This is a genomic window from Sorangiineae bacterium MSr11367, assembly GCA_037157805.1.
Lineage (GTDB): Bacteria > Myxococcota_A > Polyangia > Polyangiales > Polyangiaceae > Pendulispora > Pendulispora rubella.
On the sequence record CP089983.1, the window covers coordinates 12,198,423 to 12,222,965 of the forward strand.

The window sequence follows — 24,543 nt, forward strand, 5'->3', positions numbered from 1 at the left end:
CGGCTCTAGCCCGCGTCGGCATCGGGCCCTGCATCGCCCGCGTCGGCATCGGGCCCTGCATCGCCCGCGTCGACATCGGCCGCGCCCGCGTCCGCGTCCCCTGCGTCGGCGGGCATGGGCGGCGCGCCGGCATCGCGCCAGTCGCCGGAGGCTGCATCACCCTTGCCCTCGCCGCCGGCGTTCAGCGAGCCATCCGGATCGGCACCGGGCGGGATTGGCTGCGGGTTGAGCGTGCACGCCATCCAAAGCATCGCCGGGAAAACCAGCGCCAAGAGCATCCACACCGCGAAGCGATCGCGCGCCTTCATCCGGCATCCCCTGCATCGCCGGCGTCGCCCGCATCCCCGGCGTCGCCTGCATCTTCGCCGGCGTCGCCGGCGTCGGTCCCTGCGGTCGCGTCTTCCACGCTTCGGGCGTCGGGAACGCTCGCATCGTCCTTCGGGTTTCCGCTGCCGTTTCCGTCGCCGCCGCCCATCCCCGTGGGGGACCCGCTATCGGTCTCGGCGCCAGGCGGAATCGGCTGCGGATTGAGGTTGCACGCGCCCATCCAGGCGGCGATCCCGACGGCAAGGACCAGGCGCAGACGGGCACCCAAACCCATGCCTCGCGGCATGGGCACATTCCCCTTGGACTGTGCCGCTCGCGGATCCATCGCCGATAAGGTGATACCCCTCGATCCCACTGCCTTTCGCTGGCCGATCGCTCGCCAAACGCTTCCATAGCATCGAGGGTGCCATCTCGAATATCGCGGAAAATCGGCGCCTCAGGGATCGTCCTCGGCTGACAGGCGTGCCGTTTCGGCGCAACCTGGCACACGACGCATCGGTGGGCTGCGGAATCGAAATCCACCACGGAGCACGGCGTCCAGCCCTACGTTTTGCTAAGGGAAATCGACAGCGTGCTACTCGCGCGAACGCCATGACCTCTCCGGCCACCCCGCTGCCACCGAAGCTCCGCCGTGCCCTCGAGTTGGTCTACGCGCTGGAGGGCGTGGCTTCGGCCCGCGTCTGGCAGTGGGGCGATCGCATCGCGCTCGGCGTTCGTGCCGGTCGTGCGGCCGCCCCGGCCGAGCTTTTGCGGCGGGTGGAAGACGCGGTCGCCGCCCTGCGCGAGCCAGGCGAAATCTGGGATTTCGGCCTGCTCGATGACGACGACACGCGCTCGACGGAGCCGCCGGCCCCGTAGAATTTCGACGAAATCAGTTGGCGACGAAGAGGGCTTCGATTTCCGTCTTCACGTCGTCTTCGGTCTGCGCGCGGGCCACCGCGATCTCTTTGACGATCAAGCCGCGGGCGGTCTCGAGCATGCGGCGCTCGCCGAACGAAAGCTGCTTGTCGGTCTTGAGGCGGTACAGATCGCGAAGCACCTCGGCCACGTCGTAAATCGAGCCGGTCTTGATCTTATCCATGAAGCCGCGGTAGCGCCGATTCCACGTTTGGTTGTCGAACGCGATCGTGCGCTCCTTCAGGATGTCGAAGATCTCGCGGATCTCCTGCTCGTTGATGACTTGCCGGAGGCCTACCGCGCTGGCGTTCGTCACCGGGACCATAATTTTGCGGTCCGTATCGAGGATGCGGAGCACGTAAAAACGCTGACGGCTCCCGGCGATGTCTTTTTCCTCGATCTTGATGACTTCGGCGACCCCTTGGGCGGGATAAACAGCCTTGTCACCAACATTGAATTTGACGTCCGTCCCAGCTTGCATGGTATCTCCTTGTACGAGTGATTCACGGTAGTGGCGTCCACACAGAGGTGGTACACCCCGGCCGACCGGGCGCTCGTGAAAGGCGGCCCGGTTCGTAAACGCACTTTCTCCCGGCGCCAGACCAAAAGAGGCGCGGCAGCCAGGACGCAACGAAATGAAACGCCTTGGACCGAGCGTTCGAAATGGTCCAGGCAACGGAATCGAGATGGGTGCTATCGGGGAATGCGCGGGTGCGCGGTGCACATATGAGTGCATGCGGCCCAGCCGATTTGGAGGCTGAGGCCTAACGGTCGGCCTTACTTGTGTGAAGGCTACAGGCTTGATGCCGACTTAGCTTTTCACGCGTTTAGGTGTGAAACGTGTGAAAATGCTTTCGCTCCTGGCGACCGGTGGATATGAAGCGAGGCGAGCGCACTCTAGTTCCCCCGCCATAGGTTTGTCAAACTTATTCGGTCGCTGCGGGATCACAATGTAGCAGCCGATCGAGAGAGCGCAACCGCCAGGCCCCACCGCACACCTCGGTCCGAAATCACCAACGATTCCGCGGCCAAGTGCTCGAGCAGGGCCAGCACGACGAGTCCTCCGGCCACGATGACGTCGGCACGTTTGGGTTCCAGGCCAGGGACTTCACGACGCAGTGCAAGAGGGAGCGACGCGAGGTGCTCCACCACGCTGCGCAACACGCGCGTGGTGAGGTGGTGTCCGTGCACGCGCGTCGCATCGTAGGTCTCCATCGTCATCGCGACGGCCGCCAACGTCGTCACCGTGCCCGCGATGCCGATGGGCACCATCGCGTGTGCGCCCGTCACGCCCAGGTCACGTCCCAGGCTCGAGAACGTTGCATCGAGGTCCGCGCGGATCGCATCGAGCTCGCCCGCCGACGGAGGGTCGCTCCGCACATGGCGCTCGGTGAGCCTCACGCTGCCCACGTCGAAGCTTTTCTTGTAACCGATGCTTCGCACCGCACCGGCGTCGTCGAGCGTGCCGCGCACCACCTCGGTACTGCCGCCGCCGATGTCGAACACGACGAGGTCGCGCCCCGGCACCGCCTCGGTGAGACCGACGAGCGCTCCGGCGAAGGTGAGCTCCGCCTCCTCGTCACCGCCAATGACGCGCAGCTCGACACCGAAGGTCTTCCCGATGTGCTCTGCAATGACCTCGCTGCCGCGCGCATCGCGCATGGCGCTCGTTCCGACCACCGCCACGTGGGTGACCCCCAGGCGCTTCACGATCGCCCCGTAAACGTCCAAGCAGGCGCACGTGCGGGCGATGGCGTCGGGGTGCAGGGTGCGCGACTTGTCGACACCCTGGCCGAGGCGCGTGATGGTCGCGTGCTCCTCCACGGCGCGCAGCGAGCCGTTGCCGGTGCGCTCGGCAACGAGCAGGAGCACGGTGTTGGTTCCAATGTCGATGGTGGCGATGCGGCCTTCGGTCATGAACAAAAAACTAAAGGGCCGACCCTCTCCGGATCGACCCTTTTTTGCGCCGTGCGCAAAAAGCGAACTACTTGATGTTGTTCAGATTGAGCATTTCCTCCACGTTCGGCTGGAGGACCAGCTCGACGCGGCGGTTCTTGTTGCGGTCGTCCTTCGACTGATTCTCGACGGTGCCCGCGAGCGGATCGGTCTCGCCGTAGCCGGCCGCCGACCAGTTCTTCGGGTTCAGACCGCCGCCGCCCTTGCCCGCCGGTGCGGCCTTCGCACCCGGCTTCGCCGGCGCATCGGCCCGCGGCGTCACCAAGTACAGAAGCGTTGAGCGCGCGCGATTAAGCGACAGTCCCCAGTTGTCTTTGAAGGGTCCTCCGCCGTACGGTTCATTATCGGTGTGCCCCGCAACTTGGAAGATGCGTTGCGACAGCGTCGCATCGCTGCCAATGACCTGCGCGACCTGCGCGAGGACGTCCTTGCCTCCTGCTTTGAGCTCGTCCTTGCCTGAGTCGAAGAGCACGTCGCCGGGCAGCTGGATGACCATGCGGTTGTTGCGCACGACCACCTTGAGACCCACCTGCGTGAGCTTGTCGAGGCGGTTCTTCAGGTCACGAAAGCGCTGCTCGATCGCCGCGAGCTGCTCGGAGCGCTGCTTGTACTCCGAGACGGCTTGGCGAAGCTTGTCGGAGTCGATGCCCGCTTGCTTGAGTTGCCCGCGGAGATCTTCGATCTCGCCCTGCGCCTTGCCGTACTTGGCCTGGTCCTCGGCCAACTGGCTCTGGGCCGTCTTCAAATCGGCGGAGAGCTTGTCGATCTCGCGCTGTTTGCCGGCCATCTCCTCGTCCGTGTGGCCGCAGCCCACGAGCGTGAGCAGCAATGCCGCCATCGTGGCGAGCATGCTCCATCTAAAACTCTCTCTTGCCATCACCACCGCACCTCCTGTAGCCGGCGCCTTGCCGGAGCTCTTGGAAAACCGACGCGAAAACGCGGTCAAAGTCATTGATTGGGAATGCATCCGATTCCGCGCGCCGACCCTAGCTTTGGCCCGTTTCGCGCGTCAAGTCGGGCGTCGAGGGCGCGCGGAGGCGGCGTCCATGCGGGATCGCGACACGCGATCGCGTGGCCTGTGGAAAAAAAACGAGGCGCTTCGAAGCCGGGCTCGGCGACATGGCATCGGAACCAACCGAAAGCACACATTCGAAGGTGATTGCTCGAGGATTCCTAGCCTTTCCGAGCCGTGTCACCGCGATGAGCGGGAAATAATGAAAACGGAACGAGTCAAGCTGGGAAATGCATCGATGTCAGACAAATCAACTTTTTCGTTTGACAACTGACGTAGGTGACCATATACGTCATGTAAATCACCTTCTAGGAGGGATAGGGAATGGCTGCTAAGAAGGCTGCAAAGAAGACCGCTGCAAAGAAGACGACGAAGACGACCAAGACCCCGAAGAAGGCCGCGGGAAAGACGGTCAAGAAGCCGGCGAAGCGGAAGGCCGCTAAGAAAGCCGCCACCAAAAAGGGAGGAGCCAAGAAGGCTGCCAAAAAACCGGCTAAAAAAGCCGCCCCAAAGGCGGCGAAGGCGGCAAAGGCGGGGAAGTCCCGTGGCCGGGCGGCAGCAAAGCGCTCATCTGGCGGCCGCGGCAAGGCTTCTGGCGCTAAGGCGGCCAAAGCCGCACCTCCTGCAGGTGTACCGTCCATGCTGGGTGGCGCCCCCACCTCCAGCCAAGGCCTCGACGACGGCGAGGAGTAGACCCAACCGCTACCTCACGGTAGCGCCCGATATCGGGTGGGTTAAGCGAAGGGCGTCGAAATCGCATTGTGCGGTCGACGCCCTTCGTATTTAAGGCGCCAAGTACAGCGCTTCGCGCCACGCGCGCAGTGGCCCTCTCTACTATGAAGAGGAGCCCGCGGCGTCAGGCGCCCAAGTAGAGCTTCAACGCTTCCGCGGCGGCGCGCCGGTCGAACGGCACCGAGGCGAGCTCATCGCGTTTGCCGATCTGCTCGAACAGGTCGACCAGGAAGTCCTGGAACTGATCGGCCTCGACAATGGCCCGGTGGAGTCGAGCGGGCTCGAGCAGATCCGTCTCTTCCAGGGCGGTCATGGCGCTGACGAACGCATCCACACGCGGATAGTCCGCGGTTCGGAGGAGCGGGTAGCCCATGGCGCGGAAGTACACGAGGAACTCGCGCACGAACTCGAGCGGTGAAGCGCCGCTCCAGCGCACCTCGCCCGCGGGAACGGCGCGCGCCTTTTGCGCAAAGGCGCGCACGATTTGGGCGAACATCCACACGTCGCGTCGCAGACGCTCGGACAAGTTGCGTCGCGCCGCCTGGTCGTCGAAGACGCCCTGCGCCTCGAGGCGGGCGCCCAAGGTTGCGCAGAGAAAGAGAATCCCGTTCTGCAGTGCCGGCCGCAGGGTCCCAATGACCTGCAAGGTTGCGCGGCGCACCTCGTCGGAGCTCGGTGCGTACTCGGGCGCGGGAAACTCGTGCTCGAACGCGCGACGCAGCTCGAGGCGGAGGTTGGCCGCGAGCCCCTCGAGCGAGGCCTTGATGTCGAGCAAGCGATGCCCATCGGCGAGGAGCGATTCGTAACGCTGTGCGATGTGGCTCGCGGGCACGTTGAACAGATCGCGCTCGTAGCCCTCGGCCAGAAGACGCCCCGCGCGGTGCCGCAAATGGCTCGTGAGCGCGCGCGCATCGGAGCGAAGGACGCTGAGCACCAGGTAGATGATCCCGGACGTGCGCCGCGGCTCGCGGCTGTCGCGCGTGGTCGCCTCGAGCAGCCCCAGGTAACGCAGCATGCGAAAGAGCGAGAGGAACGTCAGCGCCACCAGCCGCCGCGCATGCTCCTGCGTGACGGAGCGGGTCAGCTCCAAGATGCGCTGGTTGGTGATGCGGTCGAACTCCGGGCGGAACTCCAGGGCCGAGAGCGAATTGAAGTACACCGACTGGGCCACCTCCCGCTGCGCGACGCCGAGCATCGCGTAGAAGGTGCGGAAGGGCACGCGGGGCAGCCGCGAGATGCCGCTGGCCACTTCGACCATGTTCGTCATCGCGTGGCGCATGACGAAGAGCGAGCCGGCGGGCGTGTCCTGCGTCAGGTTCTCGCTGACCAGCCGCGAGCGCGCACCGTCGTCGGGCAGCACCGTCTCGAGGTAGCGCTGAAACACGAACGAGCGCTCCCGCTCCATGAGCAAGGTGCGGCAAAGGGAGATGATGCGGCCGATCGCCTCCCGTGCGAGCGCCACCGGTTCGCGGAAGTCCTGCGCGACCACGGGGGTGCGCCGAGGCTGCCCGGGGTGGTTGCGCGGGTTGGCGAAGCACGCGAGGCCCTTGAGCAGAATCTCCAGCTCGAAAAGGTGCTCTTCCTTGCGCTCGGCACCGAGCATGGAAAACCATGCCTCGCGTGCTTGGGCGTGCTCCCGCCGCAGCCCGCGCGTGTCGCGGAGGAGATCGGCGTAGGCGTCGCGTTCCCCAGGAACGGCGGTGCGCGGCGGGACGAGCGAGGTGGTGTGGGCCACGGAAGAGACGGAGGATACACCAGAGCACCGCCCCGGTGCGCACCGAGCTGGGGGGCGACGTTTCGGCGCGCGTAAGAAAAAGTGCGATCCTGGAAAAAATTGGTTCGCGGCCGGGATACCTCGCTAGCCTTGGCGCGTATCCCTGGGACGACTCGACCCGAATCGATTCGGGCGAGCGCAATCGCCAGGAAAAATGGCCCCCGCGACATCGCGGGCAATTGGAGGAGAGATCATCATGAAGATGGGTAAGGTTCTCGCGGTGTCTGCGGTTTCGGGCATTCTGATGGGCGTCGTCGCCGGGTGTGGCGGCGACAAGGCAGCCGCGGCGCCTGCGGCCGACCCCGCCACCACCTCCGGCGAGAAGAAGAGCTGCGGTGCGGATGGCAAGAGCGGTTGCGGCGGCGCCGGCGGTGCGGCCGGTGCAAGCTCGGCGACGGCGCCGGCCGGTTCGGCGGCCCCGTCGGGAGAGAAGAAGAGCTGCGGCGGTGGCAAGGGCAGCTGCGGCGGCGGCAGTGGTGCGACCACGACGCCCCCGAAGAAGTAACGGAGTCGACGACATGAGCTTCCGCGCGCGGCACGGCCTCCCGGATCTCGGCGTGGGCGTTGGCGCGCGCGTGAGGCATTACCCCGCGATTTTCGACGAGGCGCCCGATGCGCCGGTGTCGAAGATCGACTGGTTCGAGATCATCAGCGACAACTTTTTCTGTCCCGGCGGGCCACCGCAGAAGAACCTGCAGCGTCTGCGTGCCCTTCGCCCGGTCGTGCCCCACGGCGTGTCCCTCTCCATCGGGGCGAGCCATGCGCTGGACCAAGAATACCTGCGCGGGCTGAAAGGGGTCGTGGCCAAGCTTCGCCCGCCGTGGGCCTCGGATCACCTCTGTTGGTCCGGTGTGCCGGGCGCGGATCTGCACGACCTTCTTCCGTTGCCGTACACGCGTGAGGCCCTGTCGCACGTCGTCGAACGGGTGCGTCAGGTGCAGGATTTCCTCGAGCTGCCGTTCGCCCTCGAGAACGTGTCCAGCTACATGACGTACCGCGCGAGCACGATGCCCGAGTGGGAATTTTTGGCCGAGGTCGCCGAGCGCGCTGATTGCGGCATTCTGCTCGACTGCAACAACGTGTTCGTCAGCGCGCACAACCACGGCTTCGACCCGAACGTGTACATCGACGCCATTCCCGCCGACCGCGTGGTGCAGATCCACCTCGCCGGCTACACCGACAAGGGCTCGTACTTGCTCGACACGCACTCGGCGCCGGTGGTGGATGCCGTGTGGGAGCTCTACCGCCGCACCCTTCGGCGCATCGGGCCCATCTCGACGCTCATCGAGTGGGACGACGACCTGCCCACGTTCGACGTGTTGGTGGCCGAGGCCGAGCGTGCCCGCCGCATCCGCGAAGAGGTGGCCTCGTGACGAGCCTGGCCGAGTTGCAAGCGTTCCTCGCGCGGGCGGCCACGTGCCCACGGCCCATCCCGGAGGATGCGCCGCTGGCCGCCGAGGCGGAGCTCGTGGCCACCGGCAGCGCGCGCCTTTCGCCCGCCGAGCAGGTGGACATCTACCGCGAGCAGTTCTGGCTGCGCCACCGGGGCTCGCTTCTGGAGGACTACCAGACGTTGCAGCATTTGCTGGGCGACGAGGGGTTCGATGCCCTCTGCCGCCGTTACCTGGAGGTGCACCCGCCGGACTGCCCTTCCTTGCGCGATCTCGCCGCCAAGATGCCGAGCTTTCTCGCGCACACGGACCCCTACCGCGACGATGGGCTGCTGGCCGACTGTGCGCAGGTCGAGTGGGCCTTCATCGAAGCGTTCGACGCAGCCGATGCGCCGCCGTTCGATGCCTCGGTGCTGGCCACCACCGAGGAGGACGCGTGGGAGCGAGCGGTCATCCTCTTTCACCCGTCCTTGCAGGTTCTTTCGCTCGCCCACCCCGCGCAAACCTTCCGCGAAGCCATTCGCCGCGGCGAAACGCCGGAGCGTCCCGCCCCGCAGCGAACGCACCTCGTCGTGTACCGCGCCAACGACGTCCTCCGCGTCGAGGTCGTCGAGCCGATGGCGTTCGCCCTGCTCGAACGCCTCGCGCGCGGGATGCCACTTGGCCCCGCGGGCGAGGAGATCGCGGCGATGGACGACTCCGTGGAGTCGAGCATCGGGGCATGGTTCCAGAACTGGGTGGCCTTGGGCTGGCTCGCCGACGTGCGCGTATAGACGGCTACTTCGCCCCGCCCCCCTTCTCTACTTGCCCCGCTGGTTGCCGCGCGGGTGGAAGTTGAACGGGTAGTGCATGCGCGACTCGAAGCCCTTGGGGCTCTCGGCGAACTTGACGTTCTTGATGATCGCGATGATGCACTTGCCCAGGCCCTCGTCGTGGATCTGGCTCTTCGAGTCGTCCACGGCGATGTCGGTCACGATGCCCTTGGGGTCGATCGTCCACTTGATGTCGATGTCGCCTTCGAGGCTTGGATTGCGCTTCACCGCGTCGTCGTAGCACTTGCGCGCTTCGTCGCGGCGCGAGCCGACGATGGTCTGCACGTCCTCGCGTCGGCGCCCGATTTCCCCATCTCCGCTCGGGCGCGGACCGCCTTGGCCCTTCGTCTCCACGGTGGTCGTCGACGACGTCGTGAGCTTGGCGCCTTGCAGATCGCCGTTGCCGCTCAGGGTGGAGGTCGTCGTGGTGGGCGGGCCGGCATCGACCGCCTGTGCGGGCGGAGGGCTCGTCGTTTCCGCCGACGCAGGCTCGGGCGTCTTCGGCGGCTCGGACGAGCCTCCGGATCCGCCGCATGCGGCAACGCCAAGAAGGGAAGTGACCACTGCCACGGTGGCAAAAAGCGGAGCGCGCATGGGAAAACCTCCGACAATGTCAGACGGGTACAATGTTATCACGATGCTAGACGCCACGGGCGCGCTGCCGCATCATCCAACGTGTCGGGACGGTGCGAAAGATTCCTTCCATTCCGCCCGCTGGCGGTCACTCGCATCCTCCGCCGCTTCACGCGGCAGGCCCACCTCCATCCACGCCACCCGTGGTACGTCCAACGGAGGTGGCGCGCGCGGGCACCTACGACCTTTTGCTCGAGCTGGCGAGTGGCGGCATGGCCACCGTTTACCTGGCGCGCTCGCACGATGACGATGAGGGCGATGCGCCGCTCGTGGCCATCAAGAGGCCGCACCGCCACCTGGCGAAAGATAAAGCGTTCCTCTCGATGCTGCTCGATGAGGCGCGCCTCGCTTCGGCCATCGACCACCCCAACGTGGTCAAGGTGCGTGAGCTGGGCTTCGAGCAAGCGGAGCCCTTCATCGTGCTCGACTACGTCGAGGGCGCATCGCTCTCCGAGCTTCGCAAGGAGCTGGCGGCGGCCGAGAGGGCCGTCGATACCCGCGTGGCCGTGCGCGTGGTGCTCGATGCGCTGGCCGGCTTGCACGCCGCGCACGATCTCACCGACGACAAGGGCCGCTCGCTCGGGATCATTCACCGCGATGTGTCGCCGCACAACGTTCTCATCGGCTCCGACGGGCGGGTGCGCCTCACGGACTTCGGCATCGCCAAGGCCGAGGATCGCATGCAGGAGACGCGCACCCACGAGGTGAAAGGCAAGCTCGCCTACCTCGCGCCCGAGCGCATCGACAAGCGGCGCATCTGCACCAAGCAGAGCGACATTTTCTCCATGGCCGTCGTGCTCTGGGAGTGCCTCGCCGGCCGGCGCCTCTTTCGCGGGGACGAGGCCCTCGACACGTTGCACGAGGTGATGGAGGCCCCCATCCCGCGCCTTCGCCAGCTCGGCGCGGACATTCCGGCGGCGCTCGACGAGGCGGTGGCGCGCGGCCTCTCGCGCGATTTGTCCGTGCGCTATGCGAGCGCGGCCGAGTTCGGGCAAGCCATCGAGCGGGGGGCAGGCCCAGCCAACGTCGGCACCGCCGCCGATGTGGCGCGGGTCATTGCCGCCGTGTTCGGGGCGAGCCTTCGCCATCGGCATCAAGAGGTCCGCAGCGCGGTGGGCGAAGAGGCCGCGGAGCACCTGCTCAAGGCGACGGGCATCACGCCGCGTCCACCGCCCACGCCGAACATGCCGCTGTCGACGCCCGCGCTCTACGCGGCGGTGGCGCCTCCCGCCCCGAGCGAGCGTTACGCCTACGGCAACGTGCGCGATCTCATCCCGTCGCGCGGGCTCTCGGGCCGGTGGAGGACGGTCGCGGCCATCGCGGCGGGCGGCCTTCTGGGCGGCACGGCGGCCCTCATGCTCTTCTCCGCGGTGTACGGTGCCGCACCCGCGCATCCTGCGGCGCCTCTCGAGCCGGCGCGCCCGGCCACGTCCAGCGAATCCGCGGAGAGCCCACCGTCGGTCGATCCGCGCAAAACCATGGGTGCGGCTTGGTATGGGACGCCGAGCGCCGAGGAGCCCTCGCACGCGGAGCTCGTCCCGCAAGCCTCGCCCCCGCCGACGGAGGCGAAACCCTCCATGCGCGACGCCGGAAAATCGCGGGCGCCGCACGAATCGGATGTGGGCACGACCCGAAATGGGTTTACCAAGCTGAAATGAGATTTCGCTGGGCCCTGCTTCTTGGCGCCGGCGCCGCGCTGCTCACGTTGGCCGCGGTGGCCGCCGGGTGCGAAGACTCGCTCATCACCCTCGCGCCCTGCGGCGAGATCCCCGCCGGTGGCTGCCCGCGGCGCGGCGACACGTGCGCCGACGTCACCTGCGACGCGGTCTACACGTGCACCGAGGGCGCATGGACCCGCATCGCCACGTGCCCCACGCGCGAGGCGGGCCCGCGTTTCGACGCGGGCAACGACGATGCGGACGCCGCCCCGCCCAGCGACGCCAGTTGGCTCGACGTCCCAGGTTCCAACGGCGGTCCCGGTTGCGCCGACCTCGAACCGCCCGATTGCCCCCTGGGCTTGGCCGCGTCCTGCCCGAACGGATGCTGTGGCTGCGAGGACCTGTTCGTTTGCCGCAACCGCGGGTGGGAATTTTGGGGGACGTGCCCGCCCCAGGCCCCGCTTTGGGGGTCGCTCTCAAAATCCGGGCTCAGCTCGCCTTGAGGAACGGGTCCCACTCTTTGTAACGCGAGCTGGCACCGAGCAGCAGCTGCGCGCAGGTGGACCACTTGGGCCGGAAGGGGCGTCGGGCCAGCCGCATGTTCGCTTCGTCCGGCGTCTTCCAGCCCTTGCGCAGATTGCACACCCGGCAGGCGGTCACCAGATTTTCCCAAGAATCGACCCCGCCGCGCGAACGCGGAAGCACGTGATCGATGTTCAGCTCCCGAAGGGGCGGGCGCTTGCCGCAGTATTGGCATTGGTGCGCATCGCGAAACATCAGGTTGCGACGGGTCAATCGCACCGTGAGGCGGGGTGTCCGATCGTACCGATGTAGGTGCAAGATTCGCGGGACACGCAAATGCCCGCCCACGATGGCCACCGCATCGTCCTGGTCGCGCACGGGCAGATAACGCCACGTTTCGAAGGCATGGGGCTCACCGTCATCGTCCAGGGCCTGCGCCGCACCCCCGTAAAGGAGAACGAACGCGCGGCGTGCCGTGGTGAGCTGAACAGCCTCGAAATGTCGGTTTAACACCAGTACCGGAATCGTGAGCACGTCGCCCATATCCAAGTGATGCTCAATGTAGCACCGTTGGCGCGGGCCGCCCGTTGACGGGCGCACACGGGCAGCTAAGAATTCGCGGAACGATGGCACAAGACGAAGTGGTCGAAGGGGAGAAGGACGACGGCATCGCGGTGCCCATCCGGCGGCGCGGCCCCGCAAAACAGGACGAACAGGCCCGCAAACGCGGTGTTTTGATCGTCGTGGGCATGGTCGGGCTCGGCGGGCTTTTGGCGGGTGTCTTCCTCACGCAGATGAAGGACAGCGCCGTCTATTCGAAGCCCGTGGATGAGCTTGTCGCCCAAAAGACCAAATTTGCAGGGCGGCCGGTGCGCGCCGAGGGAAACCTGGTCCACGGCACCTTGGTGAAGCGCGACCAGCCCTGCGAATACCGCTTCACCATCACCAAGAACGGTGTCGACGTGCCCGTGCGCTTCGCACAATGTGTGGTGCCCGACACGTTCCGCGACGTCGCGGGGATGGACGTCGGCGTCACCGTCGAGGGCGAGCTTCGCGCCGACAACAGCTTCGAGGCCACCAACGTGCTGGCCAAGTGCCCGAGCAAATACGAGATGAAGGAGCGCGCCACGAAGGGCGAGCAAATGCCGCACGCGCAGGTCGACGGGACCTAAACGAGATTCGGACGGAAGCCGCCACCGTGACCCATACCGTGCCCGTCGGCTGGATGGTCGACTATGCCGCACGACAGGGACTTCGCTACGAGCCCGACGCCGACGAGCGGTGGCTGCGCGCGTGGGAGCCTTACGCGACGCTGAAGGTTCCCTACCGTTACGAGCACGCGCTGCAGGCGACCGGCGAAACGGGATCGTTGACCGTGGCCCGCATGGTCATGTCCTTCGATTACGAGGTCGCCGGTGTTCGCCATAGCCGTGAATCGGGGACGTGGATTGCGATTGTGCAAGATGTGCGCATCGATGCCGTCGCGGCGGCTACGAGCGATCCGGGGCGCACGTTCTCCGAGACGCTGGATTTGGTCACCATGCCGCGACGCCGCACCGGCGATTCGGCATTCGACGCCGTTTTTGCCGCTTTTTCGCCCACGCCGGAGAGCCTCGCGCGGGCTATTACCCCGAGTCTGCGCAAACTCGTGTTGGGGTGGCGCATTCCATTGCACTTCGAATTGCGAAAAGGCGGATTCGTCCTCGTGCCCGTTGCCTTGACACCCGATGTTCAGGGGCTCTCCTGGTTGGTGCGCTCGCTCGAACTTTTCGGTGAGAAGGCGACGAAGCACCGCGCGTCGGGGTAAGCTACGCCCCATGTCCGTCTTGCGTCACCCGATGGCGTTGACGATCTTCCTTACGAGTCTCGTCGCGGCGCCGGCCTTTGCTCAATCACCGTCGGCACCGGCTTCCAAGCCTGCCGAGGCGCCATCGTCCGGGTTGACCGTCTATCCTGAATGCAAAACGATGCCGACGGAGGCCGAGAGCGAAGCGGCCCACGGCGCCTACCTCGCCGGCAAAGGTTCGTTCGACGAGGCCGACTACACGACGGCCATCACGTATTTCAAAGACGCCTACCGGCGCGATTGCACGAAGTACGAATTGCTCAATGCCCTCGCCCGCGCCTTCGAGGCCAAAGGCGAGCCGCCCGAGGCGATCCACGCGCTCGAGACCTACTTGCGCCGCGCACCCGCCACCAACCCGGGAAATGCCGATGTGCAGCGCCGCATCGCCGCGCTGAAAGCCCAAATGGCGCCGCCGCCGGCGGGTGGTTCCGGGTCCGCACCTTCGCAGGTGACGCCGTCCACCACCTCGTCGACCACCACCACGACGGCGCCCGCGCCGCACGAAGGTGACCGGCCCGCGCCGGTGCACACGATCTATCCGTGGATCGTCGCGGGTGGCGGTGCCGTGGTCGCCATCGTGGGCGTCTCGCTTTGGGCCATTGGCAATGGCCAAGTGAGTCAATCGAAGGACGACGCGTCCGCCGCCGGATGCAGCGGGACGAGCTGCCCGGATGGGGTCAACGTGAAGCCGTTCCAGGACAAGAACGACAGCGGCACCACGAAGAAGACCCTGGGCGTGGTTCTCGTGGGCGTGGGCGCGGCCGCGATTGCGGGCGGGCTCGTCTGGCACTTCGTCGAGCCATCGCTGGCGCGGTCGCGCAAGGTGCACGCGCGCCCGGACGTCGGCCCGGGCTATGCGGGGTTGTCGCTGGGTGGCGCGTTCTAGCGGCGAAACCAGCTAGAGCAGCTCGACGCCGGTGGCGTCGAACTCGAGCTGAGCGCCGGTGGCGGACATCTCGTCGCACTCCTTGCCGTCCTTCACGAGGACGACGGTGCCCTGAACCTTTGCCTGCTTGCCGCTCGACGACTTGGGAACGAAAAAGGCGTGGCCGTGCATGCGCACGTTGGCGTGGCTCTCGGTGTCCACGATTTCCATCCAACAGCCGCGCTCTTGGCAGACGGCGCGCACGGTGCCCGTCGTGGCGATGGTCTTGCCCTTGAAGGCCGACGGATTCTTCGCCACATCGGCCAGGGCCACGCGGTCCGCGGTGACGGGCTCGCCCAGCTTGATGGGGTCGGCCTTGGCCTGCTGCGCGGGCTGCGATGCCGGAGCCGCGGTTGCCTTTGAGGGATCTTCCGCGGCGGGATCGCTCATCTTGCAGCCGGCGGCGAGGGTCAGAAAAATCACGAGCCACGAGTGGAATCGCATGGCTACGTTTGTAGCACGGCGCAAAAAGAGAGAGACCTACATGCTCGTCCTTCGATTGGTGCTGCAATTTTTCCGTTTGCTCCTCTGGCCTTTGTCCCGGTTGCGGCGGGCCAAGGCGGCGCCGGATGGGGCGTACGTGCACCTCGAAATCGACGGAGCCGTGACCGACGTCGCGGCGCCGGCGCGGCCGTGGGATGCGTGGGTGCGCAAGCGCGCGGTCACCGTGCACGGCATCGCGGAGCTCGTGGATGCGATCCTCGACGACCCCAAGCCCCGCGGCCTGTTGGTCACGCTCAAGTCGCTCCACGCCGGCATGGCCACCGCCACGTCGCTGCGCGCGCAGCTTTCGCGGCTTCGGGATGCGGGGCGGGACGTGGTGGTCTTTCTCCCGCTGGGCGGCGACACGCGCGAGTACTACGTGGCCACGGCCGCGGCGCGCATCTTCGTGGGGCCGCAGACGACGGTGGCGCCGCTCGGGTTCGCCGTGAATGCGCGCTACCTGCGCGGGGCGTTGGAAAAGGCGGGGCTCACCCCCGAGGTGTTCGCGCGCGGTACGTACAAGAGCGCCGGGGAGACCCTGGTGCGCGATTCGATGAGCGACGCCCAGCGCGAACAGATGGAAGCGCTGCTCGCGACCTTTTACGACGAGCTGGTCGACGCCGTGGCCGAGGGCCGGCACCTCGACGTGGAAACGGCACGGGCGCGCATCGATGCGGCGCCGTACCGCGCGGCCGATGCGGTGACCGCCGGCATGGCCGACGGCGAAGCCTACGACGACGAGGTCGCGCACAAGCTGGAGGACGCGAAGCTCGTTCCCGCGGCGGCGTACCTGGCCGCGCGTGCCGGCGGACGCATCGGGCCGCTGCGGCCGGAGCCCTTCATCGGCGTGGTGCGCGTCCACGGTCCGATTGCGACGGACAACGCGATGCACCTTCCCTTTGCGACGGACGAGCCGCTCATCCAGGTCGTGCGCCGCGCCCGGCGGGATCCGAAGGTGCGCGCGGTGATCCTCCACATCGACTCACCCGGCGGCAGTGCGCTCGCGTCGGACCGCATCCACCACGAGCTGGTTCGCCTTGCCGCCGAGAAGCCGCTCATCGCGTGCATGGCCAACGTGGCGGCAAGCGGTGGCTATTACGTCGCGGCGCCGGCGCACGTCATCGTGGCCGAGCCCACCACGGTGACCGGCTCCATCGGCGTGGTCGCGGCGCGTTTCACGCCGGAGCCGCTGCTTTCGCGGCTCGGCATCACCACGAGCAGCCTGCGCCGTGGGGAACACGCGGGGTTGCTCAATCCCGCCGGCCCCCTCAGCGACGGCGAGCGAGGTGCGATCGAGAAAGAGCTCGACGGCGTCTACCGCGGCTTCGTCCAGGTCGTCTCCGATGGCCGAAAAAAGAGCTACGACGAGGTGCACGCCGTGGCGCAGGGGCGCGTGTGGGTCGGGCGCGATGCCCGTGCGCGGGGGTTGGTGGACGAACTCGGTGGCTTCGCGACGGCGCTTCGGCTGGCGCGTGAGCGGGGCGGAGCACGAGACGAGAGCCAGGGGAGGAAGCTCGCACCCAAGGTTTTGCGTCCGCCGCGCTCTCCGCTGCCGCCGCTCTCGCCCGAGCACCGCGAAAAGCGCGTGGCCCGCGTGGCCGCGCTGCGCTTGCTCGCGCTGCTGGGGCTCGGGCCCAGTGCGTTGCTCTTCGGGTCGGCGCGCAAGGAGCGCCTGTTTCTCTGGTCCGAACTGGGCGAGCGCTTCTCCCAAATCGAGTAACACGATCGTAGAAGTTCGTGCTACGGTCGAGGCCATGTGGGTCGCGGTGACCGGCGCCATCCTTGGGATTGCCAGCGGATTGCGTCATGCCATGGAGCCGGACCACCTGGCCGCCGTGTCGACGTTCGTCGCCGAACAACGCACGCCGCGCGCCACGGTCACGTTTGCCGCGGCATGGGGCTTCGGGCACGCGATCATGCTGCTCCTCGTGGGCGGCGCGCTGATGCTCCTCGGCCGTGAGATGCCGCCGGCCCTGGCCGACATCTTCGAGCTCGGCGTCTCCTTCATGCTCGTGGGGCTCGGCGTGCGCGGTCTGCTCCACGCCGTCCGAGCGTACCGCGGCCAGTTGCTCCACCATCACCACCGGCACGATGGCCTGCCGGCGCACACCCACGTCGGCCGTCCCCTGATCGTCGGCTTGATGCACGGCCTCGCGGGAAGCGGCGCGCTGACCGCCTTGGTGCTCGGCCAGATTGGCTCGCCGGTGGCGGGCCTCGGCTTCATGGCCCTCTACGGATTTGGCGCCATGCTTGGCATGGCCCTTCTCGCCGGAATCGCCGGCGTCCCGCTCGCGCGCATCGTGCGCTCGCCGCTCGGCATGCCGATCATGCTGGCCGTGACCGGCGTGATCTCGCTGGTGGTCGGCGCGAGCTGGGGCGCGCCCTTGGCGATGCGGATGCTGGGCTAGCTTCAGGCCAACGGATAGCCACCGGCGCGCTGCTCCAGCGGGGCGGTGAGGGGCAGGGGCGCATAGTAGTCGGCCAGCTCGTGAAGCACCTCCCGCGAGAGGGGCGTCACACCGTCGAGGCAAGCGAGCCCCTCGAGGAGGCGGGCCATCACGTCGTCGGTCTGGGTTTCGCGCTGGTCGTCCCAGCGAGAGGCGGCCAGGGCAAAGATGGCCATGGCGCGCACGCCATGATCGCCGCCGACTTTGCGCGCGATGCAGCGCGCGGTGGTCTCGGGCCAGGCGAGCTCGCCGGCGCGTTTCACCCATTCCCACGGCATGCGCGAGTATTCGTAGAGCACCATGACCGACGCATGCATCGGCTCAGGAAACGTCGCGAGCGCGCGTGAGACGGGCCGCTTCGACGAAGCGGGGGCGGCCATGGTGACGATTTGGCTCGGCGGGGCAGCGGCGTCGCACATGATCTTTCGCTCGCCCCTCAGCATGTCGAATGCCATCGGCCCCGTTTCCAGGGGCGTGGCGCGAAGTTGCAGAAATGACGGACACTGCTTACCCCGGATGGTAGCGGGGTGTACCAAAGCTGGTCCACCGCACCGGAGCTGGCCGGTACACCCGGTACGATCCTCGACGACACGCGTGCCTCCACGCAGAGACTTTCGGTCCGCATGCCGACAATGTTTTGCGGTTTATCGTCGCAGGCGTCGTTTTACGGCGTGACGCCGAGCAGCGCATCCATCGAGGCTTCGTCGGCGGGCGTGAACGGGTACTGATCGAACTCGGCGCTCAGCACCCATTTGAAGCCGTTCACCGCGCGTGCCTCGAGCGAGTTCGACAGCAGTGCACACTCGTAGAGAAAAAGATCCACCACGTAGTGCTCGTACGGGTGGCTCACGAAGGAGATGAGCTTGCCACATTCGATCTCGGCCCCGAGGCGGTGCATCACCTCGCGGCGGAGAGCTTGCGCGTCGGTCTCGCCGGGTTCGACACGGCCGCCGGGAAACTCCCACATCAGGGGAAGAACTGCCGTCGCGCGCCGTTGCGTGATGAGGTATCGGCCATCTTGCTCGAGCACGGCGGCCACGACCCGAATGGTGCGCTGCACGGTCATGGGGCTACTCTCACATGGTGATCCGGAAAAGCTGTTGACCCATCAGGAGTACGTCGCCGTTTTGCACTTCGACCTCCTCGCGTAGGCGGAGGAAGGTGCCGTTCGAGCTACCGAGATCCGTGAGCGTCAACTTTCCCCCCGCGTAAGCCAGATGGCAATGTAACCCGGAAACGTAGCCGTCTTCCGGAAAGAGAATGTCCCCGCGCTCGCGCCCGAGGTGCACGCCCGCTTCCGGTACGGGAAACGCGTTGCCGGTCGTGTCTCGTCCAATGATCAGGGCGATTCGACCCACGTAGCCTTTGGAGGGGGCACCGAGGCGCTCGACACCGTCCGGCGAGGCCGGCAGCGGTGCCAGGGGCTCGAACCGAATGATCTCCTGGCCGATGCGGAAGATGTCGTTCGCCTGAAGTTCGACCGGTGAATCACGGAAGAGCTTGCGGTAGACGCCGTTGAGCGAGCCCTCGTCCTTTACGTGCAGGCGCGCGTTTGCCTGGCGGAAGGTGGCGTGGCGTGGGGACAGGTAGCTGTCTCCGGCGAAGATGCCGCCCGTGTCCCGGCCCACCGTCATGGTCGTCGAGGGCAGGGTGTAGTTCCCCGCCTCGCTCCCATCCGCGCGAAGCGCCGTGAGGACGATGGTGCCCGAGGCTGCGGCGGCCGGTGGGGCCACGGAACGCGCGGCCGGGGCCGCGCCGAGGCGAAATCCGCACGAGCCGCAGAACACGTTGTTGGCCGCGTTCATGTGGCCGCACTGCGGGCAGTTCATCCCGCCGGGCGGCGGGGCCGCGGTGACGGGCGCAGCCGACGGGGTGGCCCCCGATGGAACTGGGCTCGCCGCCGGCACCTGCGGAACGCTGGGCACGACCTGCGGCGGCGCCTGCGTTGGCTGATGCGATGGCATCGACGGCGCCACCGCGGCCAGATCGCCGGGCGTGTACCCGGGAGGCGGGGCCTCGCTTGCGGCGGGCACGCGCGCGGCCGAAGCGGCCTTCACGCCGTGCGGAGGCGTCGACGCCGAGAACGCGCGGGGTGCCGCTTCGCGGGGAAGTTCCGCGCCGCAGCCGAGACAGAACTTGTAGTGGTCCTGATTCTCCTTGCTGCATTTCGGGCAAACGATCACAAGGGCCTCCGGTTATGCTGTCATTGAGTATCCCGCGGCCGGGCGAAGGCGGTCAAGCGCGTGACGACTTTCGGTCCTGGGAGCCCCGTGATAGCACCCGGGGCATGCCCAAAGCCCAATTTCCCGATATCGCGGTCCCCGGAACCGGAAAGCTCTACGCTCGTTTCGTTACCAGCGTGGGCAACATCGTCCTCGAGCTGGCCGAGACCAAGGCCCCGAATACGGTGAAAAACTTCGTCGGTCTCGCCACCGGCACCCAGGAATGGACGGATCCGCGCCGTGAAGCCAAAGGCGCCGTCCGCAAGGGCGTGCCGCTCTACGATGGCACCATTTTCCACCGTGTGATCCCGGGCTTCATGATCCAGGGCGGCGATCCCAAGGGAGAGGGCACCGGCGGTCCCGGCTACGATTTCGCCGACGAGTTCCACCCCGAGCTCAAACATGACCGCCCGGGCGTTCTCTCGATGGCCAACGCAGGCCCCGGCACCAACGGCTCGCAGTTCTTCATTACCGAGGGGCCGACGCCGCACCTCAATGGACGGCACTCGGTGTTTGGCCACACGGTGGCTGGCTTGGAGTTGGTCAAGAAGATCACCAACAGCCCGCGCGGAAGGAACGACCGTCCGAATACGGACATCGTCGTTCAGAAGGTCGAGATCTTCCGCAGCGAGACCGAGCCTACGGCGTAGCGGACTACGGCCTGGCGGAAACCTGGGAGCTTCCTTGGGAGCTCCCCCCCACGCGCTTGGCAGCGTTCTCGTCGCTTGCCCCCCCTGGGGGGGGGCCGGGGGCGGGTTCGGGGGCTCGCAGGCTCTCGAACGTGGCCAATTTTTCCGCGCGGCGGGCGAAAATCGCGCGCGCGATGCGGTTGCGCAGCGTCAGCGGAAGACCGTGCTGGCGCTGCATGACCACGTGCGCCACGTCCAGGTCGTGCACGTCGCCCAGGACCTTTTGAAGCTTCACCGCGGGCTTGCGCAAGGCGCGCAGGTGTTCGGGGAGCACGTCCTCGAAGAACTCCACGGTGTAGCGCAGTTGCTTGCAGGCGATGCGCAGCTGGTGCAGCTCCTCGGAGTCGTCGGTCTGCCGCCGCGAGAGGCGCTCGGCCTCGGCCAGGGCGGTCTCCACCTGGCGCTGGGCGAACGCCATGAGATCGCGTTCGCGTTTGGGGTGCACGGGCAGGATCAGGATGGCCTGCAGCATGTCGTGGGCGTGCGCCAGATCGCTCGACGATACGCGTGCCGCCACCGCCCGCCGTAGGCCCCGCGCCCGCGCCGCGCGGCGCCTTTGCCACGCCTCGAAGGCCCCATGTTGGATGGAGAGCGCGGCCACCGTTTCCTCGAGGGCCTCTTCGTCGCGCAGTTCGCCGGTGGCGCGATGCATGGCCGTGAACGAGCCGCGCACGGCATCGGCGTGGAAGCGCCCGTAGAGCGGCCGCGAAAGCTTGAGCAGGGTGCGCAGCTGGCGGATGCTCACGCGGAAGTCGTGGACCGCCTCGGCGTCGTTTCCAGCGACGATGCGGGTGGCGCCTTGCCGGATCTCCTCGTCGAGCGTGCGGAACTTGGCGCCGACGTGCGCGGAGGCGGGGTGGATGGCAGGTACGGAGACGAAATTCACGGCGACTCGCGGTGGACGGATACGGTGGTGAGGGGTTTGAAGCCCAGGGCCTTGTAGAAGCTTTTTCGGGTGCCGAGGCGCGCGGCCTCGAGGATGGCGTTGTCGTCGGCGCCGCCCAGCTTGGCCAGGCGCGCCAGCTCCTCGTCCACGGCGGCCGCGGCATCGCGCTCGGCCCGCACGATCACGTTGCGGTCGAGCGCCTCGTCCACCACGCCGCGGGTCAGGATCTTCACCGCGCGCAAGGTGCCACGGGCGGTGAGCGACACCACCACGAAGGCGCAACCCGACTCGGCGAGCCATGCCCGCTCGCGGAGGGCCTGTGCGGCCAGCGGGCGCCCGGCGAACGTGGCCACACGGCCCACCGGCACGCGCTCGCGTCGGGTCAGGTACGGGCGATCCGCGTCCCGCGCGAGCTCCACCACGTCCCCGTTTTCGATGACGCACACGTCGGGCACGCCGCATTCGCGGGCCAGCTCCCCGTGGCGCATCAAGTGATGAATCGTCCCGTGCACGGGGATGAACGTCTTCGGGCGCACCAGTTCGAGCATGCGTCGCTGCTCGCCGCGGTGGGCATGCCCGCTCACGTGGATGTTCCGATCCGTGCCGCGCGTGCGCACCACCACACCGCGCCGGAGCAGGTCGCCCATCACGGCGTACACCTCCGGCTCGTTGCCCGGGATGATGCGGCTCGAGAGCGCCACCACGTCGCCGGGCTCCAGCTTCAAATACGGGTGCTCGCCGCGGGCCAGCCGCGCCAGCGCCGCGCGCCCCTCGGCTTGCGTGCCCGTGGCCAAGCCCAAAATCGTGTTGCGCGGCAGCTCGTTCACCCGCTCTTGCGGGAACAGCAGATCGCTCGGCCAGGCCAGATAGCCCGTGTCGTGGGCCACCCGCGTGTGCGTGAGGATGCTTCGCCCGAGCGGCACGATGCGCCGGCCGGTGCGCCGGGCAATGTCGCCCAGCATGCGCAGGCGGTGCACGTTCGAGGCAAACAGCGCCACCACCACCGCGCTCGAGGCCTGCGCCACGATGGTCTCCAGCGCGTCGCCCACGGTTTGCTCGCTCCCCGAGCCTCCCTCGGAGTCGACGTTGGTCGAATCGGAAAAGAGCAGCGCGGTGCCCTCGTCGCCGAGCTCGCGCAGGCGCTCCTCGTCGAAGGCTTCTCCATCGGGCGGGTTCTCGTCGAACTTGAAATCGCCGGTGTGCACGACCAAGCCGGCATCGGTGCGGATGGCCAGCGCCGTGGCATCCGCGATGGAGTGCGTGACCCGCACCGGCTCCACCTCGAACGAGCCCACCGTCACGCGCGTGCGCGCCTTCGTTTCGATGAGCCGCGCGTGCGCAAGCACCTCGTGCTCGCCGAGCCGTTCGCGCACCAGCCCCAGCGCGTAGCGGGGACCCCACACGGGCACGTCGTAGCGCTTGAGCAGGTAGGGCAGGGCGCCGATGTGATCTTCGTGGCCGTGGGTGATGAACACGCCGGCAATGCGATCGCGGTACGCATCGAGGGCCGTGAAGTCGGGGTGCACCACGTCGATGCCGAGGCCGCGGTCGTCGAAGGTGATGCCGCAGTCGATGAGCAACACCTGGCCCCGTTGCTCCAAGGCCAGGCAATTCATGCCAATTTCGCCGAGCCCGCCAAGCGGAAAGACGCGCAGCATCTAGGCCCTCGCCCCAGGCCCGGCCGTTCTTGCCTGCGGCTGGTTACGTGTTCTCGCCGAGTAGGGTAGAAGTTGGGAGGTGTCGGCTCTCGAAGACAAACGGTTTCTCATCGTGACGGGCAAAGGCGGCGTTGGAAAAACGACCGTCGCCGCGGCCACCGCCGTTTCCTTGGCGGCGAAAGGCAAGCGCGTGCTCGTGGCGATGTGCAACGCCAAAGAGCGCCTGTCGGCCATGCTCGGGTCGGACCTCATTGGCGAGGACGTTTCGGAAGTCGCGAAAAACATTTGGGCCGTCAACATGAACCCCGAGCGAGCCCTCGAGGAATACGGCCTGATGACCCTCAAGTCGAGGGTGCTCTACAATCTGCTCTTCGACAATAAGTACGCCCGTAGCTTTTTTCGTGCGGTTCCCGGCATGAGCGAATGGTCCATGCTCGGCAAAGCCTGGTGGCACACGACCGAGGTCCGGGCGGACGGTTCGCCGCGCTTCGACGTGGTCATCTTGGACGCGCCTGCCACCGGCCACGGGCTCGACATGCTGCGTGTGCCCAAGGTCATCGTCGACGTGACGCCGCCGGGGCTCCTGCGGCGTGATGCCGAGCGCGCCATCCAGCTTTTCCGCGATCCGAAGTTTTGCGCTGTCATTCTCGTCACGTTGCCCGAGGAAATGCCCACCAGCGAGACCATCGAGCTGGCCGCGGCGCTCACCGGCGAGCTGGCCATGCCCATCGGGCAGATCGTGGTCAATGGCGTCCTGCCGCCGCTGTTTTCTCGCGACGAGCGTGCCACGCTGGAGGCCTTCTCCCTGCCGGAAATTCGCAATGCCGGCGACGGTGCCCTCGCCGCCGGGCGCGATCGGGCCATCCGCGAGCGCGTGCAGGCCGAGAGCCTCGCGCGCCTTTCGCGCGAGCTGCCGGTGAAGCCCGCCTTCCTCCCGCTCCTGTTCGACAATGCCTCGACCCCCCATGCGATCCACGAGCTCGCCAAACGCGTCTGATCGCACCGTGCCGTTCACGTACCCCTACCCGCGCCCGTCCCTCACCGTCGACACCGTCGTCTTCGCGCTTCGTGCGACCGATCTCGCGGTGCTCTTGATCCGCCGCAAGAAGGCTCCCTTTCAAGATGCGTGGGCGCTACCCGGTGGCTTCGTCGACGAGAACGAACCGCTCGAAGTGGCCGCCCGGCGCGAGCTCCACGAGGAGACGGGGATCTCCGGCGTGAGCCTCGAGCAGCTCGGGGCCTTCGGCGATCCGGGTCGCGATCCGCGCGGGCATACGGTCAGCGCGGTCTACTACACTTTCGTCCTGTCGGAGACGCGCCCCTCGGCCGGCGACGATGCGGCCGACGCTGCGTGGCACGGGCTTCGTTCCCTGCGCAAGCTGCCGCTCGCGTTCGACCATGGGCGCATCATTGCAGCTGCGCGCGTGCGGCTTCAGGAGAAGCTGCATACGCCGACATTGGGCACGGCATTTCGGCTCGTGCCCCAACATTTCACGCTCACCCAACTTCAGCGCGTGTACGAGGCCGTTTTCGGCCGCACACTCGATGCGCGGAACTTCCGCGCACGTCTCCTCCAGTCGAAGGCGGTTGTCGCACTTGACGCACGCAAGACTGGACGCCACCAACTCTACCGCTGGGCCTGAGCCCGACATGCCTTAGGCTACCGTCCCACC

General features: G+C 67.1%; 29 protein-coding genes. 15 read left to right on the top strand and 14 right to left on the bottom strand.

What is annotated here, in order from left to right; genetic code table 11:
* Nucleotides 1–5: 5 nt before the first annotated feature.
* Nucleotides 6–308 carry a hypothetical protein gene (locus tag LVJ94_47300; protein WXB04498.1) on the bottom strand — a complete coding sequence of 101 codons (303 nt, stop codon included), beginning with the start codon at nucleotides 306–308 and terminating at the stop codon, nucleotides 6–8.
* Nucleotides 305–613, bottom strand: coding sequence for a hypothetical protein (locus LVJ94_47305; GenBank protein WXB04499.1), 309 nt, complete (start codon nucleotides 611–613; stop codon nucleotides 305–307). Before LVJ94_47305 ends, LVJ94_47300 begins: the two co-directional genes overlap by 4 nt.
* Nucleotides 614–918: 305 nt before the next feature.
* Between LVJ94_47305 and LVJ94_47310 the strand changes: the two genes are divergently transcribed.
* Nucleotides 919–1,185: a hypothetical protein gene (locus tag LVJ94_47310; protein WXB04500.1), complete on the top strand. Its 267-nt coding sequence runs from the start codon at nucleotides 919–921 to the stop codon at nucleotides 1,183–1,185.
* 13 nt (nucleotides 1,186–1,198) lie between these two features.
* Here the strand turns inward: LVJ94_47310 and LVJ94_47315 are convergent, their stop codons facing one another.
* From LVJ94_47315 to LVJ94_47325, 3 genes are all read right to left on the bottom strand, one after another.
* Complete coding sequence (locus LVJ94_47315) at nucleotides 1,199–1,705, bottom strand: CarD family transcriptional regulator (protein WXB04501.1); 507 nt, start codon at nucleotides 1,703–1,705, stop codon at nucleotides 1,199–1,201.
* A 464-nt stretch (nucleotides 1,706–2,169) separates the two neighbouring features.
* Nucleotides 2,170–3,141, bottom strand: coding sequence for a Ppx/GppA family phosphatase (locus tag LVJ94_47320; protein WXB04502.1), 972 nt, complete (start codon nucleotides 3,139–3,141; stop codon nucleotides 2,170–2,172).
* Between the two features lie 67 nt (nucleotides 3,142–3,208).
* Nucleotides 3,209–4,057 carry an OmpA family protein gene (locus LVJ94_47325; protein ID WXB10812.1) on the bottom strand — a complete coding sequence of 283 codons (849 nt, stop codon included), beginning with the start codon at nucleotides 4,055–4,057 and terminating at the stop codon, nucleotides 3,209–3,211.
* A gap of 459 nt (nucleotides 4,058–4,516) precedes the next feature.
* Between LVJ94_47325 and LVJ94_47330 the strand changes: the two genes are divergently transcribed.
* Nucleotides 4,517–4,885: a hypothetical protein gene (locus tag LVJ94_47330; GenBank protein ID WXB04503.1), complete on the top strand. Its 369-nt coding sequence runs from the start codon at nucleotides 4,517–4,519 to the stop codon at nucleotides 4,883–4,885.
* A 163-nt stretch (nucleotides 4,886–5,048) separates the two neighbouring features.
* On the opposite strand, the gene LVJ94_47335 is transcribed toward LVJ94_47330, so the two are convergent.
* Nucleotides 5,049–6,659 (bottom strand): hypothetical protein, encoded by a 1,611-nt coding sequence (locus LVJ94_47335; protein ID WXB04504.1) that lies wholly within the window; start codon nucleotides 6,657–6,659, stop codon nucleotides 5,049–5,051.
* A gap of 235 nt (nucleotides 6,660–6,894) precedes the next feature.
* On the opposite strand from LVJ94_47335, the gene LVJ94_47340 reads away from it, so the two are divergent.
* From LVJ94_47340 to LVJ94_47350, 3 genes are read left to right on the top strand one after another with little or no spacing between them, the layout of a single operon-like run.
* Nucleotides 6,895–7,203: a hypothetical protein gene (locus LVJ94_47340; GenBank protein WXB04505.1), complete on the top strand. Its 309-nt coding sequence runs from the start codon at nucleotides 6,895–6,897 to the stop codon at nucleotides 7,201–7,203.
* Nucleotides 7,204–7,216: 13 nt separating this feature from the next.
* A complete protein-coding gene (locus tag LVJ94_47345) occupies nucleotides 7,217–8,071 on the top strand; it encodes a DUF692 domain-containing protein (protein ID WXB04506.1) in 855 nt (284 codons plus the stop codon).
* Complete coding sequence (locus LVJ94_47350) at nucleotides 8,068–8,862, top strand: DNA-binding domain-containing protein (protein ID WXB04507.1); 795 nt, start codon at nucleotides 8,068–8,070, stop codon at nucleotides 8,860–8,862. Before LVJ94_47345 ends, LVJ94_47350 begins: the two co-directional genes overlap by 4 nt.
* A 27-nt stretch (nucleotides 8,863–8,889) precedes the next feature.
* On the opposite strand, the gene LVJ94_47355 is transcribed toward LVJ94_47350, so the two are convergent.
* Nucleotides 8,890–9,495 carry an AgmX/PglI C-terminal domain-containing protein gene (locus LVJ94_47355; protein WXB04508.1) on the bottom strand — a complete coding sequence of 202 codons (606 nt, stop codon included), beginning with the start codon at nucleotides 9,493–9,495 and terminating at the stop codon, nucleotides 8,890–8,892.
* Between the two features lie 182 nt (nucleotides 9,496–9,677).
* Between LVJ94_47355 and LVJ94_47360 the strand changes: the two genes are divergently transcribed.
* Nucleotides 9,678–11,192: a serine/threonine protein kinase gene (locus tag LVJ94_47360; GenBank protein ID WXB04509.1), complete on the top strand. Its 1,515-nt coding sequence runs from the start codon at nucleotides 9,678–9,680 to the stop codon at nucleotides 11,190–11,192.
* Nucleotides 11,189–11,695, top strand: a complete 507-nt coding sequence (locus LVJ94_47365) for a hypothetical protein (GenBank protein WXB04510.1) — start codon at nucleotides 11,189–11,191, stop codon at nucleotides 11,693–11,695. Before LVJ94_47360 ends, LVJ94_47365 begins: the two co-directional genes overlap by 4 nt.
* Here the strand turns inward: LVJ94_47365 and LVJ94_47370 are convergent.
* On the bottom strand, nucleotides 11,682–12,257 hold the full coding sequence (locus LVJ94_47370) for an HNH endonuclease (protein ID WXB10813.1): 576 nt from the start codon (nucleotides 12,255–12,257) through the stop codon (nucleotides 11,682–11,684). The genes LVJ94_47365 and LVJ94_47370 overlap by 14 nt on opposite strands.
* Before the next feature lie 83 nt (nucleotides 12,258–12,340).
* On the opposite strand from LVJ94_47370, the gene LVJ94_47375 reads away from it, so the two are divergent.
* From LVJ94_47375 to LVJ94_47385, 3 genes are read left to right on the top strand one after another with little or no spacing between them, the layout of a single operon-like run.
* Nucleotides 12,341–12,886 (top strand): cytochrome c maturation protein CcmE, encoded by a 546-nt coding sequence (locus tag LVJ94_47375; protein ID WXB04511.1) that lies wholly within the window; start codon nucleotides 12,341–12,343, stop codon nucleotides 12,884–12,886.
* Between the two features lie 26 nt (nucleotides 12,887–12,912).
* A complete protein-coding gene (locus LVJ94_47380; GenBank protein WXB04512.1) occupies nucleotides 12,913–13,521 on the top strand; it encodes a hypothetical protein in 609 nt (202 codons plus the stop codon).
* A gap of 10 nt (nucleotides 13,522–13,531) precedes the next feature.
* Nucleotides 13,532–14,446 (top strand): tetratricopeptide repeat protein, encoded by a 915-nt coding sequence (locus LVJ94_47385; protein WXB04513.1) that lies wholly within the window; start codon nucleotides 13,532–13,534, stop codon nucleotides 14,444–14,446.
* 12 nt (nucleotides 14,447–14,458) lie between these two features.
* On the opposite strand, the gene LVJ94_47390 is transcribed toward LVJ94_47385, so the two are convergent.
* Nucleotides 14,459–14,929, bottom strand: a complete 471-nt coding sequence (locus LVJ94_47390; protein ID WXB04514.1) for a DUF4920 domain-containing protein — start codon at nucleotides 14,927–14,929, stop codon at nucleotides 14,459–14,461.
* Between the two features lie 40 nt (nucleotides 14,930–14,969).
* On the opposite strand from LVJ94_47390, the gene sppA reads away from it, so the two are divergent.
* A complete protein-coding gene (gene sppA / locus LVJ94_47395) occupies nucleotides 14,970–16,688 on the top strand; it encodes a signal peptide peptidase SppA (protein WXB04515.1) in 1,719 nt (572 codons plus the stop codon).
* A gap of 34 nt (nucleotides 16,689–16,722) precedes the next feature.
* Nucleotides 16,723–17,376 (top strand): hypothetical protein, encoded by a 654-nt coding sequence (locus LVJ94_47400; protein ID WXB04516.1) that lies wholly within the window; start codon nucleotides 16,723–16,725, stop codon nucleotides 17,374–17,376.
* Nucleotides 17,377–17,378: 2 nt separating this feature from the next.
* On the opposite strand, the gene LVJ94_47405 is transcribed toward LVJ94_47400, so the two are convergent.
* The 3 genes from LVJ94_47405 to LVJ94_47415 form a co-directional block, all read right to left on the bottom strand.
* The gene (locus tag LVJ94_47405; protein ID WXB04517.1) at nucleotides 17,379–17,870 is read right to left on the bottom strand and encodes a hypothetical protein; all 492 of its coding nucleotides are present in this window, start codon (nucleotides 17,868–17,870) and stop codon (nucleotides 17,379–17,381) included.
* A 209-nt stretch (nucleotides 17,871–18,079) separates the two neighbouring features.
* Nucleotides 18,080–18,481 carry a (deoxy)nucleoside triphosphate pyrophosphohydrolase gene (locus tag LVJ94_47410; protein ID WXB04518.1) on the bottom strand — a complete coding sequence of 134 codons (402 nt, stop codon included), beginning with the start codon at nucleotides 18,479–18,481 and terminating at the stop codon, nucleotides 18,080–18,082.
* 10 nt (nucleotides 18,482–18,491) lie between these two features.
* Nucleotides 18,492–19,598 carry an FHA domain-containing protein gene (locus tag LVJ94_47415; GenBank protein ID WXB04519.1) on the bottom strand — a complete coding sequence of 369 codons (1,107 nt, stop codon included), beginning with the start codon at nucleotides 19,596–19,598 and terminating at the stop codon, nucleotides 18,492–18,494.
* 104 nt (nucleotides 19,599–19,702) lie between these two features.
* On the opposite strand from LVJ94_47415, the gene LVJ94_47420 reads away from it, so the two are divergent.
* Nucleotides 19,703–20,287: a peptidylprolyl isomerase gene (locus tag LVJ94_47420; protein ID WXB04520.1), complete on the top strand. Its 585-nt coding sequence runs from the start codon at nucleotides 19,703–19,705 to the stop codon at nucleotides 20,285–20,287.
* A gap of 4 nt (nucleotides 20,288–20,291) precedes the next feature.
* On the opposite strand, the gene LVJ94_47425 is transcribed toward LVJ94_47420, so the two are convergent.
* Nucleotides 20,292–21,212 (bottom strand): CHAD domain-containing protein, encoded by a 921-nt coding sequence (locus LVJ94_47425; GenBank protein ID WXB04521.1) that lies wholly within the window; start codon nucleotides 21,210–21,212, stop codon nucleotides 20,292–20,294.
* A complete protein-coding gene (locus tag LVJ94_47430) occupies nucleotides 21,209–22,870 on the bottom strand; it encodes a ribonuclease J (protein ID WXB04522.1) in 1,662 nt (553 codons plus the stop codon). Before LVJ94_47430 ends, LVJ94_47425 begins: the two co-directional genes overlap by 4 nt.
* 79 nt (nucleotides 22,871–22,949) lie before the next feature.
* Between LVJ94_47430 and LVJ94_47435 the strand changes: the two genes are divergently transcribed.
* Together LVJ94_47435 and LVJ94_47440 are read left to right on the top strand one after the other, a co-directional pair.
* Entirely contained in the window at nucleotides 22,950–23,867 is a 918-nt protein-coding gene (locus LVJ94_47435) for an ArsA family ATPase (protein ID WXB04523.1), read from the top strand.
* 7 nt (nucleotides 23,868–23,874) lie between these two features.
* Nucleotides 23,875–24,513, top strand: a complete 639-nt coding sequence (locus LVJ94_47440; protein ID WXB04524.1) for an NUDIX hydrolase — start codon at nucleotides 23,875–23,877, stop codon at nucleotides 24,511–24,513.
* Nucleotides 24,514–24,543: the final 30 nt, after the last annotated feature.

Coding starts and splice junctions, on each gene's coding strand:
- LVJ94_47300 (WXB04498.1), bottom strand. CDS start 308: ATGAAGGCGCGCGATCGCTTCGCGGTGTGGATGCTCTTGGCGCTGGTT.
- LVJ94_47345 (WXB04506.1), top strand. CDS start 7,217: ATGAGCTTCCGCGCGCGGCACGGCCTCCCGGATCTCGGCGTGGGCGTT.
- LVJ94_47320 (WXB04502.1), bottom strand. CDS start 3,141: ATGACCGAAGGCCGCATCGCCACCATCGACATTGGAACCAACACCGTG.
- LVJ94_47405 (WXB04517.1), bottom strand. CDS start 17,870: ATGGCATTCGACATGCTGAGGGGCGAGCGAAAGATCATGTGCGACGCC.
- LVJ94_47340 (WXB04505.1), top strand. CDS start 6,895: ATGAAGATGGGTAAGGTTCTCGCGGTGTCTGCGGTTTCGGGCATTCTG.
- LVJ94_47365 (WXB04510.1), top strand. CDS start 11,189: ATGAGATTTCGCTGGGCCCTGCTTCTTGGCGCCGGCGCCGCGCTGCTC.
- LVJ94_47400 (WXB04516.1), top strand. CDS start 16,723: ATGTGGGTCGCGGTGACCGGCGCCATCCTTGGGATTGCCAGCGGATTG.
- LVJ94_47430 (WXB04522.1), bottom strand. CDS start 22,870: ATGCTGCGCGTCTTTCCGCTTGGCGGGCTCGGCGAAATTGGCATGAAT.
- LVJ94_47310 (WXB04500.1), top strand. CDS start 919: ATGACCTCTCCGGCCACCCCGCTGCCACCGAAGCTCCGCCGTGCCCTC.
- LVJ94_47390 (WXB04514.1), bottom strand. CDS start 14,929: ATGCGATTCCACTCGTGGCTCGTGATTTTTCTGACCCTCGCCGCCGGC.
- LVJ94_47370 (WXB10813.1), bottom strand. CDS start 12,257: ATGGGCGACGTGCTCACGATTCCGGTACTGGTGTTAAACCGACATTTC.
- LVJ94_47305 (WXB04499.1), bottom strand. CDS start 613: ATGCCGCGAGGCATGGGTTTGGGTGCCCGTCTGCGCCTGGTCCTTGCC.
- LVJ94_47325 (WXB10812.1), bottom strand. CDS start 4,057: ATGGCAAGAGAGAGTTTTAGATGGAGCATGCTCGCCACGATGGCGGCA.
- LVJ94_47410 (WXB04518.1), bottom strand. CDS start 18,481: ATGACCGTGCAGCGCACCATTCGGGTCGTGGCCGCCGTGCTCGAGCAA.
- sppA (WXB04515.1), top strand. CDS start 14,970: ATGCTCGTCCTTCGATTGGTGCTGCAATTTTTCCGTTTGCTCCTCTGG.
- LVJ94_47330 (WXB04503.1), top strand. CDS start 4,517: ATGGCTGCTAAGAAGGCTGCAAAGAAGACCGCTGCAAAGAAGACGACG.
- LVJ94_47420 (WXB04520.1), top strand. CDS start 19,703: ATGCCCAAAGCCCAATTTCCCGATATCGCGGTCCCCGGAACCGGAAAG.
- LVJ94_47375 (WXB04511.1), top strand. CDS start 12,341: ATGGCACAAGACGAAGTGGTCGAAGGGGAGAAGGACGACGGCATCGCG.
- LVJ94_47385 (WXB04513.1), top strand. CDS start 13,532: ATGTCCGTCTTGCGTCACCCGATGGCGTTGACGATCTTCCTTACGAGT.
- LVJ94_47315 (WXB04501.1), bottom strand. CDS start 1,705: ATGCAAGCTGGGACGGACGTCAAATTCAATGTTGGTGACAAGGCTGTT.
- LVJ94_47355 (WXB04508.1), bottom strand. CDS start 9,495: ATGCGCGCTCCGCTTTTTGCCACCGTGGCAGTGGTCACTTCCCTTCTT.